Source organism: Microcoleus sp. PH2017_08_TRC_O_A (genome assembly GCF_020738665.1).
GTDB lineage: Bacteria > Cyanobacteriota > Cyanobacteriia > Cyanobacteriales > Microcoleaceae > Microcoleus.
The window spans coordinates 94,912-114,463 of the sequence record NZ_JAEQCE010000021.1 but is presented as its reverse complement, the minus strand read 5'-3'; the positions used below and the strand labels follow the sequence as shown (position 1 = coordinate 114,463).

The 19,552-nt window shown below is 46.2% G+C and carries 15 protein-coding genes; 5 read left to right on the top strand and 10 right to left on the bottom strand.

All coding sequences use genetic code 11. From position 1 onward, the window contains the following. Positions 1-163: 163 nt before the first annotated feature. The 4 genes from JGK22_RS09355 to JGK22_RS09340 form a co-directional block, all read right to left on the bottom strand. Positions 164-3,316, bottom strand: coding sequence for an efflux RND transporter permease subunit (locus tag JGK22_RS09355; protein ID WP_293312735.1), 3,153 nt, complete (start codon positions 3,314-3,316; stop codon positions 164-166). 527 nt (positions 3,317-3,843) lie between these two features. Then, complete coding sequence (locus JGK22_RS09350; protein WP_293312733.1) at positions 3,844-5,793, bottom strand: efflux RND transporter periplasmic adaptor subunit; 1,950 nt, start codon at positions 5,791-5,793, stop codon at positions 3,844-3,846. A gap of 748 nt (positions 5,794-6,541) precedes the next feature. After that, on the bottom strand, positions 6,542-6,721 hold the full coding sequence (locus tag JGK22_RS09345; protein WP_293181086.1) for a hypothetical protein: 180 nt from the start codon (positions 6,719-6,721) through the stop codon (positions 6,542-6,544). Between the two features lie 376 nt (positions 6,722-7,097). Beyond that, on the bottom strand, positions 7,098-8,060 hold the full coding sequence (locus tag JGK22_RS09340) for a glycosyltransferase family 9 protein (RefSeq protein ID WP_293181175.1): 963 nt from the start codon (positions 8,058-8,060) through the stop codon (positions 7,098-7,100). Between the two features lie 170 nt (positions 8,061-8,230). Here JGK22_RS09340 and ispD point away from each other — a divergent pair, with 170 nt between their 5' ends. Then, entirely contained in the window at positions 8,231-8,929 is a 699-nt protein-coding gene (gene ispD / locus JGK22_RS09335) for a 2-C-methyl-D-erythritol 4-phosphate cytidylyltransferase (protein ID WP_293232781.1), read from the top strand. 272 nt (positions 8,930-9,201) lie between these two features. Further along, positions 9,202-9,849, top strand: coding sequence for a Uma2 family endonuclease (locus JGK22_RS09330; protein WP_293312731.1), 648 nt, complete (start codon positions 9,202-9,204; stop codon positions 9,847-9,849). Positions 9,850-10,012: 163 nt separating this feature from the next. Here the strand turns inward: JGK22_RS09330 and JGK22_RS09325 are convergent, their stop codons facing one another. Further along, positions 10,013-10,945, bottom strand: a complete 933-nt coding sequence (locus tag JGK22_RS09325; RefSeq protein WP_293312729.1) for a LysR family transcriptional regulator — start codon at positions 10,943-10,945, stop codon at positions 10,013-10,015. A gap of 475 nt (positions 10,946-11,420) precedes the next feature. Between JGK22_RS09325 and JGK22_RS09320 the strand changes: the two genes are divergently transcribed. From JGK22_RS09320 to JGK22_RS09310, 3 genes are all read left to right on the top strand, one after another. Beyond that, positions 11,421-11,714 carry a hypothetical protein gene (locus JGK22_RS09320; RefSeq protein WP_293191035.1) on the top strand — a complete coding sequence of 98 codons (294 nt, stop codon included), beginning with the start codon at positions 11,421-11,423 and terminating at the stop codon, positions 11,712-11,714. Positions 11,715-11,842: 128 nt separating this feature from the next. Beyond that, entirely contained in the window at positions 11,843-12,097 is a 255-nt protein-coding gene (locus JGK22_RS09315; protein WP_293181071.1) for a hypothetical protein, read from the top strand. 320 nt (positions 12,098-12,417) lie between these two features. Continuing rightward, positions 12,418-13,506, top strand: coding sequence for a tetratricopeptide repeat protein (locus tag JGK22_RS09310; protein ID WP_293181068.1), 1,089 nt, complete (start codon positions 12,418-12,420; stop codon positions 13,504-13,506). Between the two features lie 297 nt (positions 13,507-13,803). Here the strand turns inward: JGK22_RS09310 and JGK22_RS09305 are convergent, their stop codons facing one another. From JGK22_RS09305 to JGK22_RS09285, 5 genes are all read right to left on the bottom strand, one after another. Then, positions 13,804-16,017, bottom strand: a complete 2,214-nt coding sequence (locus tag JGK22_RS09305) for a phosphoketolase (protein ID WP_293312727.1) — start codon at positions 16,015-16,017, stop codon at positions 13,804-13,806. A 93-nt stretch (positions 16,018-16,110) separates the two neighbouring features. Beyond that, entirely contained in the window at positions 16,111-16,368 is a 258-nt protein-coding gene (locus JGK22_RS09300) for a hypothetical protein (protein ID WP_293181062.1), read from the bottom strand. A gap of 14 nt (positions 16,369-16,382) precedes the next feature. Beyond that, positions 16,383-17,621, bottom strand: coding sequence for a COP23 domain-containing protein (locus JGK22_RS09295; RefSeq protein ID WP_293181059.1), 1,239 nt, complete (start codon positions 17,619-17,621; stop codon positions 16,383-16,385). 2 nt (positions 17,622-17,623) lie between these two features. Then, the gene (locus JGK22_RS09290; protein ID WP_293181056.1) at positions 17,624-18,271 is read right to left on the bottom strand and encodes a serine protease; all 648 of its coding nucleotides are present in this window, start codon (positions 18,269-18,271) and stop codon (positions 17,624-17,626) included. 23 nt (positions 18,272-18,294) lie between these two features. Further along, positions 18,295-18,873: a COP23 domain-containing protein gene (locus tag JGK22_RS09285; protein WP_293181053.1), complete on the bottom strand. Its 579-nt coding sequence runs from the start codon at positions 18,871-18,873 to the stop codon at positions 18,295-18,297. Between the last annotated feature and the right edge of the window lie 679 nt (positions 18,874-19,552).

Here is a 19,552-nt window from a genome sequence, read left to right as displayed (position 1 = left end):
CATTTTAAAACAGGGCGTCAATCGATTTTAGATTTTAGATTTTAGATTTTAGATTTTAGATTTTAGAGGCGACTCCACGGATAAATCCGGGGGCTTGTACCATGAAGAAATTCTTGGTCAAGGAAAATCATCAAAAATTATTCAGCAATAGCCCGAATCGTTGCTAGAAAGCACTTAAACCAGTTTTTTCATCTTCAGCAACAGGCTCAGGTTCTTGAGGCCGTAAAAACTTCCCGAATTGAGCGTACAAGGCTGGCAAAACTAACAGAGTTAACGCCGTAGAAGTAAACAATCCTCCTAAAACTACGATCGACAAAGGTTGCAAAATTTCTTTTCCTGGCCCGCCTTCTAAGACTAACGGTGCTAAACCCAAAGCTGAAGTTAAAGCAGTCATCAAAATGGCGTTGAGGCGTTCCATCGAGCCTTTAACAACGGCTTCTTGAAAGGGCATTCCTTCAGCAAATTTAGAGTTATAGTTGTCTACTAACAGCAAGCCGTTGCGGGTAGCTACGCCGAATAATGTGACAAACCCAACCAGGGAAGCGACGGAAATTATACCGCCAGTCAAAGCTACAGCAATTACTCCTCCAACTAAGCCGATCGGCAAATTGATCATAATCATCGCAGTTGAAGCGATCGACTTAACGGACAAGTACATCAAGACGGTAATGACCAAAAAGGCGATCGCGCTAAACACCATAATATTCTGCGAAGCCCTTTGTTCCGCCTCAAATTGACCGCCGTACTGGATAAAATAACCAAACGGTAACTGCACCTCCCGTTTGACTTTAGCTTGAATTTCATTCACAACCGATCGCAAATCCCTACCTTTCGCATTCGCCGCCGCCACAATCAGCCGAGAAACATTCTCGCGGTTAATCGTATTTGGGCCCGTACCGTATGTCACAGTCGCAACTTGCGCGAGGGGGATTTTACCCCCCCTTTCATCGCCCCCTTTATAAGGGGGGAAAAGAGGGGGGGTATCAACCAACAAATTCTGAATAGTTTCTAAGTTATTTCTGGCTTCAGGCTGCAACCAGACAACTAAATCAAAAGTTTGCTGTGCTTCCAAAACTTGGGATACAACTTTGCCATTTAAAGCTATTTCGATGATTTCTGAAAGTTCTCCAATTTTCAAACCGTATCTCCCCGCAGCTTGGCGGTTAAACTTAATTTGAATCTGCTGCACCGGCACCTGCGGTTCCAGTTGCAAATCCACAATTCCCTTCACAGTTTTCATTTGCGCTTCAACTTGAGCACCGATAGTGCGAAGTTGATTCAAATCCGGGCCAAAGATTTTCACAGCAATTTGACTTCTGACACCGGACAAAACCTCATCCATCCGGTGAGAAATAAAACCGCCGATATTTGGTGCAACTCCCGGCAATTTCGCAAATTCCTGCCGCAAATACTCCAAAGTTTTCGACCGATTTTTCATTCCTTCCTCGCTCAAACCAATATCGATGTGAGCTAAATTGACACCCGCAGCATCAGCATCGCCCGGAGCTCTACCCGATCGCACTTGCACGTATTCAAATCTGCGATCGTCCTTAAGTGCATCTTCCATCGCAAAAGCCGCGCTATCCGTCGTCTCCAAAGACACCCCCGGATAAAGCAGAATCGTATTCACCAAAGTTTGCTCCTGAAACTCCGGCAAAAACACCCGTCCAAAGGAAGGCAAAATAACTAATGCAGCCACCATGCTAGCAGCAGCTAAAACTAAAATTATCGCCGAATACCGCATTGATAATTGGATAAAAAAGTGATAGATGCGCTTGCAAAATCTCGGCAACCAAGGTTCCTTGGCACTCATGCGTTTGTTCGGCAATAAAATAGCACAAAGCGCCGGAGAAACGAACAGCGATTCTAAACTAGAAATCACCACAACCACCAAATAAGTAATCCCCATCGGCGTAAAAATTCGCCCTTCTACACCCGGCAAAGTAAAAATCGGCGAAAACACCACAATCCCAATTACCGTTGCTCCAATTAACGAATCGCGCACCTCTTGAGAGCCATCAAAAATCACATCCATCACCGGGCGCGGATGCCCAGAAGCCGTATTTTCTCGTAAATTGCGGTAGGTATTTTCAGCATAAACAATCGCATCGTCGATCGCAGTGCCGATCGCCACCGACAAACCACCCAAAGTCATCGTATTCAATCCCAAACCCAGCCAATACATCGCTAGCAGCCCGAACAGCCAAGTTAGGAAGAAATCGAGCAAAACCACCGTCAGAGTGCGCCAATTCATCAAAAACGGGATGAGAATGATGGTGACAATGATACTGCCTTCCACTAAAGCCGATCGCACATTTTCCACCGAAGAGTTGATATACTCTTCCTGCCGGAAAGTCACTGTCACCTTAATATCCTTAGGTAAAGCTTGCTGTACCTCAGCCATTGCCGCCTCAACCGCCTTCGTTACCGTCGGAGTATCGGCAACGGGCTGTCTGTTTACCATCACAATCACAGCTTTTTTGCCGTTAAAACTGCCGTTTCCCCGCTTGATTGCAGCACCAATCTTGACATCAGCGACATCACCAATTCTGACGGGTGTTCCTTGACGAGAGGCGATCGCAGATTGCTGCAAATCTGCCACCGATTCAATCCGCCCCACGCCTCGAATTAACGTTTCTTTATCCGGTGTAATTAAATAGCCTCCCGGTGCGTTAACATTGGCAGCTTTCGCCGCTTCTGCAACTTGCTGCAAGGACACATTAAAAGCTTTTAACTTAGCAGGTTCGACTAATACTTGATACTGTCTTTGTTCGCCACCGTAAGCCACAACTTGAGCAACGCCAGTCACTGCCAAAAGACGATTTGTGACTTGCCAATCTACCAGACGGCGCACTTCCATCAGCGGAGTAGTTTCTGATGTAAAAGCATAGGTAATTACCAAACCAACCGGAGAAGTTGTCGGAGAAATTTGTGGTGTTTCTACCCCAGCCGGGAGTTTGCTTTGAGCTTGCTGCAACCTTTCGGTTATTAATTGGCGGGCTTGATAGATTTCAGTTCCCCAATCAAAGATTACCTTAATCGCAGAAAGGCCGACAGCAGAAGATGAACGTACTGCTGTTACTCCCGGAGTTCCGTTAATCGCACTTTCGATCGGGAGTGTTACTAAAGACTCGATTTCTTCCGGTGCGAGGCCCGGTGCTTCTGTCTGAATTTCGACTTGCGGCGGCGCAAAAGGTGGGAAGACATCAAGGGACATTTTGGGGATGATATATAATGTCCAAAGACTAATAATAATGGTGGCGAGAACGACTAGCCAGCGGCGATTAATTACCCATCTCAGAATAGTGCTGAACATTTAAACAGTTGACAGTTGACAGTTGACAGTTGACAGTTAAATAGCCATTCAATCTAGATTGACACCCAAGAATGAAATTAGGATGAAATCGTTTCTCTTTTAAGTCTGATTTATAAGTTATAGCGGTTCTCAGAAAGATTCGCGGACGTTGTTGGGCTTCAGCCCTCTTGGTTTAAGGGTTATGTAAGCTGTCAGTAGCTGTAGGGTGCGTCGCCATCTACAATCCTCAAAAAAAACGACAATCTCGTAGCGACGCACCTTACAAATCCTTTAAATAACCAATCGAATGTTCATCATAGTTATTATGAAAGCACCCAACAAATACTCACAAACTCTAAAAAACTTTGGCGAAACAGACTACAATCCAGTCCCGCCAAAGCGCTCAAAACGAGTAATCATGCGCGCTCAGTTCAAAGGGCGTAAAAAACCTATGATGTATATTTGTGATCGAGAAGAATCGCACAGATTTCTAGATGCAGATAAATGAATCAACTCTCAGACAAGGTGATTACTTGTAAACAAAAATTTTACTTTAAACTCTGGGTTTCTGCCTCCTGGCTTTTAACACGGTGGTTGTCATCATGCGGCAATTCATCTACTTTACTCGCATTGATTGCCACTGCGGAGGTAGAAAAACCATTTTTGGCATGACTTTGAGATGCTGCTAGTGCTGGAAATTTGCGCCGTTTTCCCAAAAATACCCCGGCTGTGAAAGTCAAGGATGCGATCGCAATTCCTCCCCCAACTCCCGCCCACAATAAAGACACAGGCAAATTATTAAAGTTAACCTCTGTTACCTTAGGACTTACCTCTTTCTTTTCCTCACTGGTTGACGGCTTGCTACTGCCTCGCAGAGATTGGGCGTAAAGTTGAGGCGCCCGCTGGGTTACAATCAAATCTCCATCGAATAAACCGCTCTTAATTTCTACTAAATCCCCAGCAGTTTGACCGACTTCAATGTCAACCGCTTGATAAGCATCGCCATTTTGGACGTAAACGGTTTTTTTACCGCTAACATCTACTACCGCTGTACTCGGAATTGCTAAAACATTAGTAACATTTTTGTTAGTTAAAATTTCCAACTCAGCAAACAATCCCGGCTTTAACTCGCCGTTACTATTATCTAATTCTGCTTTCACTGGGATAACTCGCGTTTCTCCTTGCACGGATGAGCCAATTAAGGTGATTTTTCCCTTGAAAATACGATCGCCCAAATTAGCAACTTTCACCCTGACTTCCTGGCCCTGTTTTACCTGATTCAAGTCTTTTTCGTAGATGTTGGCGGTGGCAAAAACCCGGCTGTCATTTAAGACGCTCATCAACGGTTTTTCAGCGCTTACAGACTCTCCTGGGGTGATGGCGCGATCGGCAATCGTACCAGAAATCGGAGCAATTACGGTGACAAGTCCTCGATCGTTCGCAACAGTGCCTAATTGTTGCAGCCGCGCTTGATAGGCTGCGTCGGCTAAGCGAATGCGCGACTGAGCGACTGCGACGGCAGTTTTGGCGCGTTTGACCTGATTCTCGGCTTCCAGCACTTCCCGGCGGCTCTGAGCCTTGGTGAGTTGAGCTTTTGCCTCGGCTACCTTGCTTTGGGAATCGCGCAATTCCCGCACCGGCAGATCTACTTCGGCTTGTTTAATTTCGGTTTCGGCTTTAATAACTTCGGGACGGCTTTTTGCCTTGGCAACATTGGCTTTAGCTTCGGCGAAGTGAGATTGCGACTCTAGCATTGTACGCCGCGCGATCGCCCCTGACGCAACTAACTCGCGATCGCGATCGAACTGTTCCTTAGCCACATTCAGTTCAGTTTCCGCCCGCGCTATCTCTGCTTGCGCTATTTCAATCTGACGTTGATAATTTTCCTTAGCAACTTTGACAACTGAACGCTTGTTTACTAATTCTTGCTCTCGTTGGTACTGCTTAGTTACCGCTGTCAGTTGAGTTTGGGCTTGTATTATTTCTGCTTCAGAGATTTGAATTTGGCGATCGTAATTTTCTCGTGCTAGTTTCAAATCGCCTTGTGCTTGCTGCAAATCTGCCTCAGCTTCCGCTTGTTTCGAGAGAGATTCAACGCGCAACTGTCCTAATTCTGAACTCGACAAAACCGCAACCGGTTGACCTTTTGATACTTTATCTCCAGGCTTAACTAACAACTCTACCACTTTGCCAGCCACCGAAGCCGTCACTTCTACCTTTTGGTTTGGTAAAGTTTCAATTTGTCCTGTGGTTTTGATGCCGATATCTAGTCGCTGTCGGGTAGCCGGAGAGACTTTAATTCCCAACCGTTTTGCTGTTACGGCATCTACAGAAATAGCAGCAGGAGTTTGAGTTGTTTCGCCGCTTTGGTGAAATTCATTTCCGTGTCCCGCGTGGGCGAAAACTGCGGTAGGAGAATTTAGCAAAATTAGGCTTAACAAAGTTATTGAAAAGCTGCTAATAATTGCCGGAGATTGAGAATATTTGTGAAATATCATCGTTGGCATTTTCCAGGAAATGAGGTTGAGTGCCACAGGCTTAGCGGTTGGTATTTTGCCAAAAGAAGTAAGTCAACCGAATTAACCGGAGCTACTTATTAGCATTTTTCAAGAAACGACTGCTAAGCAATGACCAAGAGCTAAAATTTATCTCCTCAACCTAGTCTTTCACTGCCAAATGAAATTAGGATGAAATTTCGGCTCAGCAGCCCAGATACCCTCCAGATTCTAAAATCCGAAGATAAGTTTTACCTAATCCCAAGGAATTGCGCTGTAGATTTTTTGCTCGTTTCTCAAGTTCTTTCGCTTCAAGTTTCTTTGTTAAAATGCTCATGAACTCGTCCCCGGCTGCCTTTGATTTATGAGTTGTGTTTGATTCCAAGCTGTTCAAGATCATTGACTACCCCTGTATATAGCTTTGTAGTGATTCTCATACTTTAGAGGTAGCGCTGCTGAATTGTCTACAGTATTTTTACGTAAAAAATGAAATGATGTGAATTCAGACAACTTCTGACAGCCCTGTTCGAGCTATATTAATGTTATACGAAGGTTGTTACCACTTTTTTATTAGCTAGATTTCAGGCTTTTGTGAAGCAATTATTTCCTGAACAATTGACACCCTGTGATTCCTATCACTTGTTTTTTGGCTTTCTGTCACATATTGCTTAGTGGAGCTAAATTACTCCTTGTACTAAGCTTGGTACCAGTCTTTCATTTGCTCAATTTCTGCTTGTTCCGAATTCAAAATTTATTGATCTAATTTCTTTGTTTCCGGCTGTTTCGACTTTTTGAAAGTATCTTCAGCCATCAATAAAGTGGGTGCATCTGGTTTTTGAAGAGGGCGAAGCATGACCGGATATAAGTTATTAGTTATAATCCCATATTGATTGCGGTCATGCTTCGCCCCTACAGATATATTTGCTTGCATTGAGATGCACTCAATAAAGCTTCTTCGCGGTGGAGAATAATCGCAGTTTTTCAGTATATAGTGGAGCGAGCGAAAGATTCGCGGACGATAGGGCATAGGGCATAGGGCATAGGGCATAGGGCATAGGGCATAGGGCATAGGGCATAGGGCATAAGGCATACCTCACTTTTTTGAGAACCGCTGTATAGTGGAGCGAGCTAAAGATGAAGTATTGACCAATCAATCCCTCAATCCCTCAATCCCTCAATCCCTCAATCCCTCAATCTAAAATCTAAACTTCTGCCTCATCTTTTTGATAAAGACTATACAAGGGGCGGGTTAAGCAAGCCAACTTCCAGACAACAGATAATTCCCGTACAAAACCCGCCCTCTTAAATTAGCCTCCCCAAACTTTCTTCAAAACCTCTTGAGGAGAAATGTCAGCCATTTTACCAGTAGGAGATTTAATTCCCAAAAAGCGATCGCTCTTTGGAAGCAATTTTGCAGGTTCAGTCGGGCCGAACAAAGCTATTGTATAAGTTTGAACCGCCACAGCTAAGTGCATCGGCGCACTGTCAGTACACATCATCAAATTAGCAGCAGCAATGGTGGCCGCCAACTTGCCGACATCATCCGGCGAGATAACTTTTACACTCGGACAGAGTTCGACTAACTTTTTCACGAAGGCTTCATCTTCGGGCCCTTTCACCACCACAACGGGTAAATTTGGCTGCCGCTGCTGGCAGTCTTTGATGATTTGCTGCCAGTTGTCTATTGGGTAAATTTTGTCAATACCTTTAGACAAAGCTAGCTGACTCGAACCGCCGTGAATTAGAATGTAACCGCTTTCTTTGATTCCCAACCGCTGCTGTTCGGCTTCCGCCCACTGAATATCCTGTTTTGGTACACTAATTGCGATCGCAGGACTTGGATTGTTAATGTTGAATCCTTGGAGCAAATCGTGGTACATTGAAGCCGCGTACTGGTCTGTTTTCAGAGGTACCGAATCGGTAAGAAATCGAGCGCCGTTGGTTCCAGAATACCCAACTCTCTGGGGAATGCCTGTCAGCCACAGCAGAAGTCCTACAGTCCACCGCTGGCCGAGAGAAACAACTGCTTCGTATTCGCGATCGCGAATTACGCCCAGTAAATTTCCCAAATCAGCCATCGCATTGCGATCTTTGAAATTGTACGTCAAGACTTCTTTGACAGACTTGCAGACTCGGTAAGCGCCCTTCGCCCTCGGTTCCACGATGACATCAATCTGAGCCTCTGGATAAGACTGCTTGAGGTCATCAAGGGTAGGGAAAAATAAAATTTGGTCGCCAATCCCGCCTGGGACAAGTGCTAGTATTCGCATCATAAACGATCGGGCTATTATCTATCGAGGTAGCTCTCAGCGATCGGCTTTCAGCTATCAGCTTATAGTATTTTAAGACGTTAAAAGCTACTGGCTGACAGCAAAACAACTGACTGAAAATTACAGGACGCTTTTAATATATACCTAGTTGGGTGAAGAAGGGTTAGTTAATGCACTTATTAATTCCTGCGGCGGGTTCGGGACGACGGATGGGTAGTCAGCGGAACAAACTGCTGCTGACTTTGCTGGAAAAACCTTTGCTGAGTTGGACTTTGGCCGCCGCTGAAGCTTCGCAGCAGATTAGCTGGATCGGCATTATGGGCCAGCCTGAAGATTTTCCTGATTTTAAGGCAATTCTGGGCGATTTAGCTTTGCTCAAGCCCGTGGAACTGATTCAAGGAGGGGCTACCAGGCAAGAGTCAGTTTACAACGGTTTGCAGGCCTTGCCGCCAAATGCCGATCGCGTGTTGATTCACGACGGCGCCAGGTGTTTAGCAACTCCTGAATTGTTCGATCGATCTTCAGCAGCTCTCTTAAGCTGTCCGGGCTTGATTGTCGCCGTCCCGGTCAAGGATACGATTAAGGTGGTGGATGAGTCTAGAATCGTGCGAGACACACCGGACAGAAGCAATTTATGGGCAGCCCAGACTCCCCAAGGATTTGAAGTGAAATTGTTAAAGCAGTGTCACCAACAAGGGCGGGAGAAAGGTTGGGAAGTTACAGACGATGCAGCTTTGTTTGAAAAATGCGGTTTACCAGTGCAAATTGTGGAGGGGGAAGAGACAAATTTAAAAGTTACAACTCCCGTTGATTTGGCGTTAGCTGAATTCATTTTGCGGCAGAGAACAGATAATACCAATTTAATGTGAAGTTGCACATATCTCGATCCCCCTAAATCCCCCTTAAGAAGGGGGACTTTGAGCGGAATCTTGTCCCCCCCTTATTAAGGGGGGTTAGGGGGGATCGGATTCGGGAGCAGCCTCATAAAAAATTGGTATAAGAGTAAATAAAATTTGTTGACTATTTTTAAGAACAGGCTTTCCGGCCCGTTCCACAATCAATAATTTTATTAATTGTGGAACAGGCCGGAAAGCCTGTTCCTTCTGTTATCCTAGAAATATCATAGCTGGAAGTAAAAAATATGATTTCTGTTGCGCCGATCGCACCACCGTTACTCCGAGGCGAACAGCGAGTGGTGTTTAGAGATATTACTTGGGAGGGTTATCAACAACTGCTCCAGATTTTGGGCGATAAACGAGCGGCTACATTGACATTCGATCGAGGGACTTTAGAAATTACCATGCCTTTAGAAGAACACGAATTTTCAGCACGCTTAATCGAGTTTTTGATTCGGATTTTGGTGAGAGAACTAGGTTTAAAGATAAAAACAATGGGTTCGACAACCCTCGATCGATCGGATCTAGAGCGCGGTGCAGAACCCGATAATGCCTATTACATCCAAAATCAGCCCCTCGTAGCCGGTCGTACAGTAGATTTAGCAACAGATCCGCCACCCGATTTAGTCGTAGAAATAGATATCACCCATACTGACATTAACAAGCCTGCTCTCTATGCCAGTATGGGAGTACCGGAGTTTTGGCGGTACGATGGTAGAGAATGGCGAATTTATAAGCTGGAGAATGATGAGTATTTGGAAGTATCTGTCAGCCCCACTTTTCCGATTCTCCCCAAGTCCAAGCTCTACGAATTTTTGGCAGCAGCACAGGTAGATGAGGTAGAAGCGGAGGTGAATTTACGCAACTGGGTGAGAGAGAACACTGACGGTTGATTGATATTATTGGTTGTTCGTAATTATGGAGCTAGATTTTTTTTAACCGCAGAGGAACGCAGATAAACGCAGATAAAATCCCATCCGCGTTCATCCTTGTTCATTCGCTGAGATCTGCGGTCAAAAAATCCAAATCTATGCAATAACCAATAACTTAGGTTTATCATGAAGGATTAATCGGAAAATCAGTATCATATTCAATCTCTGTCGCACTTTTAACTAAATCCAAAAACGCAAACACGGCTGGAATTAACAGCGCATCCTTCAAAACAGCCACCCCAATTACCCTTTCAAAAGCCGCTGGTAAACTGCAAACTTTTACCTCAGCAGGTATCGGTTCCGCCGCCAAACGCGGCATAATTGCAGCACCCAAACCGCCCATCACCATACTGACGATAGTTGAATCTTCGCTGAGTTCGTAAGCGATATTTAAGGGAAACTCCGAAGTTGCTAAATATTTGCGTAGCGGTATAGAACAAGCAGTTTCCGGCGGCTGCAAAATCAGCGGATGATTTGCTAATTCTTCCCAAGTAATTTTTCCACTTGATAATTTAGCAGTTGGTGGCAACAACACAACGTATTTATCCCGCAAAATTTCTCTACTTTCAAATTCATCTGAGATGGGAAGAGAAACAAAGCCGATGTCTGCTTTGCCCGATCGCAAAGCTTCCTCCACAGCCTGGGTATAATACACTTCGGTAATGCTGACAGCAATCTTGGGAAAGCGATCGCGAAATTGAGCAATAATACCCGGTAGGATATGAGTTGCGACGCTGCGAAACGTCACTATCCGCACCTGGCCTCCCTGCAAACCTTTTTCTAAATCCGCTTCTTTTACCATCATTTCTAACGATCGCACAATTTGACGCCCGTGAAGCACCACTCTTTCCCCCACCGGCGTCAGTTGAGCACCGTGTCGCCCCCGATGGAACAATTGCACACCCAATTCTGTTTCTAAAGAGGCGATGGCGTGGCTGACTGCGGATTGTGACAGTTCCATTTGCAAAGCCGCTTCGCTAAAGTTTTCACAGTCGGCTACTGCTATCAAAGCCTGAATCTGAGAGAGTTTCATCCGCCGTGTGTTGATGTCATTCATAGCGTTTCCTAGAAGGAAGAGTTGACAGTTGACAGTTGACAGTTGACAGTTGACAGTTGACAGAGGGAAGAAGGAAAAAAGAAGCATCTCAGTTGTGCATTTACAGTGTTCCGCTCAAAAAAGGTTCGTAGTACGGACTTTAGTCCGCTCTTTAAAAAATGCTTCTTGAAAAACTGAGATGCTCCCAGGAAAAAGGACTCGAAGGCAAGGTTTTCAGCAATTAATAACGTCCTACTAACTGTCGGGTGCGGTTGATATATTTATCTATCGATTTTATTCATACAACCTATGCAAGTAATGATTTGATTGTTGTTTTGCCCAGAGCTAGGGTGGATATATTAGCTAAAAGATTTAATTGTACAGGAGTTGCAGAGCTATCAAAAGTGCTGTAATTGCGAGCAAGTTATTGCTTCCTTTTAGCTGCGATTTTTGATTGTGCAATTTTTGTTTAATTAAGAATTTGAAGGTGTTTGTTATGTCAACTTACGAAAAAGTGCGGTATCCCGAAAAAACAAGCGTTGTTTCGATTAACGAGCGAGCTAAATATGCCAAAAAGCCAAAAAGCCGATCGCTCTTTTCAGCTATCAATCAACTTTGGCAAGGTTTGCTCACCGCCGCTGCTGGCGAAAACGAGGTCAGAATTTGGCAAACCTGCGATCGCAATGGTAACACTTGCTGGCACGGTTGCGATCGCGCGACTGGTCGCTCTAAGAGCGCCGCGACGGATGACGAAATACGCGCTTGGATCGATCGGCGTTATTGCCAATAGTAGATTATTGCTTGTGTGGGGCGAATTTTGATCGATTGTTTGCAGGCAGCCAAGATTTTGATAAACCAGCCCGCCAGAAAATTCGGGGAAATTGTTGATTTTGGATAATTAATTCCAAAGGAGATGCTATGCTTCAAAGATATTCCGAATGTGCAGCGCCAGATCGCATAATCCTCATGAAAAACGAGGTGTATAGGTTGCCTCAAAATCATCGAGAAGTTCAAGTCTTGTCAGGAATTGCTTGGATTACAGTTGACAAACAGGACATCATCTTGCACAGTCCAGAAAAAATATCGCTTCCACCGAGCAAAAACTTTGCTGTCATCTCCGCTCTCAACTATATGCCGCTGATTATGGCAGTCTGTTCAACAGTTGACAGTTGACAGTTGACAGTTGACAGTTTGAGAGCTACCTCTACCCTTAAGTCCGAGTATTGGAGTAATGAATAGTCTGATTTTAATTTCTCCCGATCGGGCGGGCTTTCAACCAATTCTTTATGGTAAGACATAAGCCAAGCCAAGCCATTTTCGATTTTGGATTGAAGAAGTGGAATTGACTGCTTGTGCATGAGTTTGCAACTTGCTTAAAGTTGCATTCTTTGTTGAAACTGGTATCAGAGGCTAGCGACACAGAAAAAAACTTGGCAGAAACACCCCAAAGAGGTCTATCTTATTTATAAATGGGCTTTTGGAGGACTCGATCGGTGTATTGCCACTCTTACCGCTTCAGCTATCTCGCAGCTATAAGTATTGTGGTATCGCCCGCACTCAGCTTGCTGGAAATTTCAGACGCTCGGGCATTTGCCCCTATTATAAATGCCAGGCCAGCTCGATCGGGCGATTCCCTACGGGATAGCTTCGCCCCGCGTGCCCAAGCAACAGATCCCAAAACGGAAGCAGACAAACTCTTTGAAACAGGAGTCAAACAGCACCGTGAGGGTTTGTTTCGAGAAGCAATCCAGACTTTTGAGCAAGTTTTGGCAATTCGCAAGCAACTAGCCGACAAACCGGGAATCGGAGAAACCCTCAACAATATCGGGGAAGTTTACACCGAAATGGGTTCGCAGTCCAAAGCTTTGGAAGTTTTGCGACAAGCTTTAGCCATTCACCGAGAAATCGGCGAAGGGCCCCGCATTGCCCACACTCTCAATCTCATCGGTTTCGTCAACCGACTTGCGGACAATTTTGACGAAGCGATGAAACTGCACCAAGAAGCTTTGGAACTTGCAAAAATTGCCAACGACCAAATTCAAATAGCAGAATCTTTTCACAACATCGCGGCAGTGTACGCAGAGCAGGTAAATTACGCAAAGGCGATCGAATTTTACCAGCAAGCGCGGACGATTCGCACCACAGAGGGCGATCGGCGCGATTTAGGCCGTACCCTCAATAACATGGGCGGCGTCTATTACAACATCGGCGACTTTAACAGAGCGATGGAATTTTACCATCAAGCCTTAGCAATTCGCCGGGAAATCGGAGACAGGGCTGGCGTCGCCCGCCTCCTCAACAACATGGCACTTACCTGTCGCAAACAAGGCAAAGATACTCAAGCGTTGATCTATTTTCAGCAAGCAATACCGATGTTTGAAGCTATCGGTGACAAGACAAGTATGGGACGCTTGTTTAACAATATGGGCGCGATTTATGAAAGTCTCCGTCAATATCCTAAAGCTCTCAACTCCTACGAGCGAGCTTTGAAAATTGCCCGCGATGGCGGCGATAAAGCTGGAGAAACTACGGCGATGGAAGGCATTAAACGATTGTCGTCCGGGCAGTCTTTGCCACAATAATCGCAGGATATAATTATCATATTTCTTGGTACGTAGTTGCGCTTAAGCGCTCTTTCTTGGATGAAGAAAGAGCGCTGAAGCGCAACAACATACCTTTCTTCGTACGTAGTTGCGCTTAAGCGCTCTTTCTTGGATTATTAAACAGCGCTTGCATCGCAACAACATACCTTTCTTGGTACGTAGTTGCGCTTAAGCGCTCTTTCTTGGATTATTAAACAGCGCTTGCATCGCAACAACATACCTTTTCAATCCTTAAGAATCTCCCGGTAACAAACCGGGAGACTTGAAAATTATAACCTAACCAACTAGCCCGATCGCCCTTTTAGTCAAAGCATCAGCCGTCAACCCATTAAACGCCATCAACTCACCAGCGCTAGCAGTGGTTTCCCCCCGCTTCCATGCGAAAGTATCGCGCGGGCAATTGCTGCGAAGCATCACCGGCTCCAACATCCCAGAAGCACCGCCTGTCACGCCAATCAAGGCATCTCCACCAAACATTTGGGCAAATTTCTCATCGCTCAAAAAGCCGCCGTCAGCTTCCGAACAAGTATCCCAAGCAACATCGCTGGGACGGTACAAACGGCGGGGATTCACAACAGAAACAATCCGCACTCCCAAGCCTTCTTTCTCCAACGATGCCGCCGCTTCAAACACCGGCATTAAAGTCATATCGCCCACAACAGCAAACACAACTTTCTTATTTCCGGTTGTTTCGTGCAACACAATTCCACCATCTTCTAAACCTTGGCGAGTCTGTGCAAAAGTAGTACGAATTGGCAGCGGCGACTTGCTCGCAGTAATCACAACTCCCTTATTTCTGGCACTCAAAGCCCAATCGTAACAAGCTTGAATGCTGTTAGCATCCGGTGGAAACAAAGGAAACACATTTCCGTTACGCATCATCGCCGCAAAATAAGCCTCAATTTCCGGGCGTTGGTGCGTCCAACCGTTGCGGCCTTGCTCCAATGCACCCGCTGTAAATAAGGTGACAGTTGCCGGAGTTGCACGGCGCAATTCTGCCATTGCTTGCGTTACAGTTTGCCAAATTGGTAAACCGTTGATGGCAAAAGATTCGTAGGAACACCACAAACTCCGCGCTCCAAATAGCGACAATCCTACTGCCAAACCCGCGCAAGCATCTTCGCTCAAAGGTTCGTAAACTTGACCGTTGGGCGATTGATTGTACAAATCATCCGTCGTCGGGTGAATGATTTTGAGAGCTTGGTTGATGTTGGCAATTGCTGATGCTTCGTTGCCGTCTGCATTGGTGACAAGAAAAGTGCGATCGCGCTCGCCGACAGTTCCCACCAAACGTCCCATTGCAGTTGTCGAAATCTTCGCTTCTCCACCAACCGCAAATTCTTCTAAAGGCAATTCTCCCAAATCTGCTAGCGGCAATGTAAACTCAGTAACAACGGTTTTCGCAGCAGGCCCGCCACCAGCACGTTCGCAATTTGTCCGCACCAACTGCCACGCCTCAGCAGTCAAAGCCCGCTGTTTTAAGGCGCTGACAATGTGCGGAGCATCCAGCGTATCTTTCGGATAAAGGTTGTGAGATTTTGCACCCAATGCGTGTACGCCTGCACCTTTTAACTGTTTGATAATAAACACAGTTAATTTGCCGCCGAGAGCAGATTTGGCTGCTTTGTCAACTCCTTCTAAAACAGCTTTGGTAAATGCCATCCGCTGTTCGAGGGAAAAAGCCGTGCTGTCAACATAAGCTTCCGGTTGATTTTTGTCATCAAATTCCTTAGCGTCAACTAAGATGACTTCTTTAAAACCGTTTCCTTGCCAATAAGCAATCATTTCAGCATTGGTTTTAGTCGAAACCATACTGTGATGTTCTTGGGAATATCCGTTCCAAACTAACACTGGCAAAAAGTTAGTAGCTTTCGGATAAGCTGTGTGGAAATGTCCCATGCTGCTCATCGGATAGGGTTCGCCCATCCCACCGTCGCCCATCGTGAAAGGAAACAGTTTGTCGGGGTGCAAAAGTGCGCCCGCCATTGCAAAATGCTGTCCTTGTCCGAGGGGGCCTGCTGGTGCTAAAAGGCCGGGAATGAAGCCGGAAAGATGTCCTAATAAACCGTCTTTTTCGCGGAATTTATCGCGCGCTTGCTGTACTTTGGTAATTCCCATGTCTTCTAAAGATCGATCGAGAAACATGGCACTATAAAATCCTGGCGCGTGGTGCCCGACTTCGGTGACAATGTTCTTGTGTCCCAACATCACCAACGCAGCGTAGGCCTCAGCTTGGCTGGCAAAACCCCCCGGATGTCCCGATGCCTTGCTGGCTGTGATTTGCAGCGTTAAGTAGCGCAGGGCGTCTGCTCCGAGCATCGTTTGAAAGACGGCGGCTGGATCTGCTGGATCGGCGATCGAATTGCTTCCTTGGGCGATCGCAGGTGTTTTCCCGTAAGTCTCAAAACCCGGCACATTCTCCGAGAAATACTGGATTCCTTCACAAAAACTAGGAATTGCTGACGTTGCCTTCGGCGTAGTTGCAGTCATGCTTCTTTATACCTGAAAAATTTGACTTGGATTAAGTAACAGTAATTTTATAGCTTTTGTGTTGCAAAAAATCATCACTTCTGCTATGTCGAATCATAAATCTGTCAAATATCTCAAATTTTTATAGCAATCCCCAAAACGGTGACAACTTTGTTGATTGCTGAAACCATTAATTTTATTCCCTCTTCCTTCTTCCGTCTTCCTTCTTTTTACCTTGAGCGAAGCCGAAAGGCTATCTGCTTTTTTTACTCTGAGCGCAACCTTTCTATCGCGTCCGATCGATTGACTCCAATAAGTAAGGTTTGTAGTGCGGACTTCAGTCCGCAGCATAAAGCGGACTGAAGTCCGCACTACAAACTGTTTCTTTAGGGTTCGGCAATATCTACATCTAGTCGTTCCCCAAGATTAATATAAATCGGAGCGCCGCTTTCAAAAAGAGACGGTCTAGCCTTTTGATTCGCCAACCAAACGAAGAAAGTGCTAAGTGCAGGAGCTGGATCTTGATCGCGGCGCAACGTGTAGATCAAACCTTCGCAGGGCCCGTTAATCCGGCTGCTCGTGCAAATCGCTTTTTGATTGTTTACCAGACCGACAGTGACATAATTAAGCTGTTTGTTGCGGTTATAATTATCTAGGCGTTGAGTCACTTGTTGACAGCGAGTCAGAGGATCGTAGCCAGCACTAGAAAAGAAATTAGAATTCCAGCGAATCCAAGGCTCTCTAAACCCTTGGGGATTTTGATATACAGTCACTGGTTCTCCTGTTGAGGTATCGCACACAAATCCCCCCCGCTGGAGATTCGGTTGAGTTTGGGGAGAGCTGCGGTTGATGGCAATATTGCTGAGAATATCAAACCCGTTAGGTAAGGTTTGCGATCGCAACGCCGTAAAAGCATCGATCGGGATGGCGGCATTCAACCCAGTTTTAATTTCCTCAGTCTGACCGTTCCACTGGCTCTGCACCGTACCAACAGTATCACCCTGGCCGTGAATTCCCACAACCCTGCCATCAGCATCAAATACAGGCCCGCCACTCATCCCACGCCTTGTCACAGCTTGATAGCGCAATCCGTACCCGGATGATGCGCGACCGACGCGAGAAGAGATAATACCAGCAGTAAATTCGAGTTTTCTTTCAGATCCAGAGGCGACTGGTAGCGGATAGCCAGCAACGTAAATAGTAGAACCGACAACAGCACGTTGCGATTCGCCGATCGGCGCTACTGGATACCGATCTCGGCTCTGAAACTGGATCAAAGCTAAGTCTATATCGCGATCGTTTTTCGGGAGTCGCTGTATTCTGATTGCTGTATAGCTTTTTTCCGAATGAGTGCGAATGCTGTATTCTTGGGCGAGACTTGCCACTACGTGATTCGCCGTCAGAACAGTGTAAATATTCCCCTGTTTAGCAATAATTACTCCTGAGCCACCAGCCGCAAAACCCAGCGTATTGTTCACTTCTACAGTTGTGAACATCGCTACCTCTGCAATTTCTTGGGCTGTTTTAGCACAAGCAGCATATTGTGGGCCGACAATTGCTGCCGCCGTTACTGCACCGGTCAAAATGACTGTCAGCGCATCAAACCGCAAACCCCACGAATTCATCGCTAACTCTCCACATGAGACGAGACGAACTGCAAATATGTACTGATAGGAATTCCCCAACTAGATTTAACCATCTTTTCCAATAATTCCGGCGTCGGTTCACTTCCATCTTCAAAAGCATAGACGCCAAAACCGGGATCTCGATACTTACCTCGACCGTTAATCCCAACCAAGAAACCTTTGGCATTAAAAATCGGGCCGCCGCTCATGCCAATTTTAACCTCATTTGTATAGCCCAAGCTATAGCCTTCAGGTAAAGATTTTGGCAGCAGCAGTTCTACGAACCCCTGCGCTACGGCCAACGCCCCAGTCTCCGCAGGGAATCCGGCCGCCAGCAGCGGCTCTCCCACCGCTGGCTGCTGCGCGCCAATCGGCGCTACTTTATACTCGATCGCGCTGCGAAATTTAGCGATCGCCAGATCCGTATCGCCCAGTCGCTGCGGAACTCCCAACAGTTGGTGGATCTGGCCGTCGCTCGTGATAATTGTGCGATCGCCCTTGTCGAAAGCCACAACGTGCCAGCTAGTCAACACAGTATACGTTTGTCCCTGGCGCTGGACGATCGCCCCAGAACCCGAGGATTTCGAGGTCTTGATGCGTATCGTCGCCTGTCGCGCCAAGTTTTCCACGTCACCCCCGGGAATTGGCAATGAGATTGGCAATTTTCCAGTCTTTACCGCAGTTCCGAGGGCCCAGAAAAAGGGGGCAGTTGCGCCCGATCGCCCATATTTTCCCCTAGTTTTTCCCCTAGCTTTTCTCTCACATCAATGTAAGGAATTTGGCTGCTTTCCTCCGTAGAGGGCATCCCCACCTGTCCTTGACGCCAAGCTAACAAATTATACAAAGAGCCGATCGGGTCTTGGCCCGGCCGCAGGGTATAAATCAAATTTTGGCACACACCATTGACTTGATTCGCCGTGCAGATGACATTTTGGCCGTTCATCTGACCAACGGTAATGTACCTCAGCATTCGGTTGCGGCGATAGCTTTCGAGGCGTTGGCTGACCAATTGACACCGAGTTGCCGGATCGTAGCCCGAACCGGAAAAATAATCAGAAGTCCACTCAATCCAAGGCTCTACTGCACCTTGAGGGTTTTGGTACAGCGTCACCGGCGCACCTGTCGAGGTGCTGCACCAAAATCCGCTTTCCCCCACTGTCGGCCGGGCATAACTTGGCGCAGAAGCCACTGTCAGAGCGCACAGGGCGATCGCTGCTGTCGCCAAAACTTTTGTTAATTGCTGTTCGATCATGTTTTCGCTCGATTTTTAGTAAATTTGTTACAAAAAGCACCTGATTCTGCGATAATAATCTTGATACGCAAGTTAATTAGAGATCCAAATCACAGCAAATTTCAGCTCGATCGACTGCACATCAGAAACTCGGAATCATGGCCGACACTCACAGGTGCAGCCTTACGGAAACCAGTTTTTTTTGTACTTCAGTTTGCTGAAATCTTCTGTATGTTGTTCGCTACTTGTACATTCCTTATCGCGGTGCTTTCGGCGCGGTTGTTGAACCATGCCACAATACGTGGCCAACTCTAAATTCTGTCGTCATTACTACTATCAAACTCAAGCTTTCGCCAACCGGAAAGAGGCTGTTACCTCAGACCTTGGAATAGCTAAATTTGCATCGGGTACATCACACCACTGACAAGGTATTTGATCTAACTTGTGATTTAAATCGCGAGGTCGATCTGCGGAGATACGAAGACGGCAGGGTTGCACCAATGAGGGGAGATACCCCTCTTGTGTAATCTAACACTAAAATAAAGGTATTAGCAAGCAATATTTCGGACATTTTTGATTGCCGACCGTAGAATCAGGGTTTCATGGCGATCCTCTGCGAGGGCTACGCTAACGAGGCACACGATACGCTTTCGGGTAAATCAAGGGTTTCAGGCTGCGATCTAAAAACTGTCCGGACTAT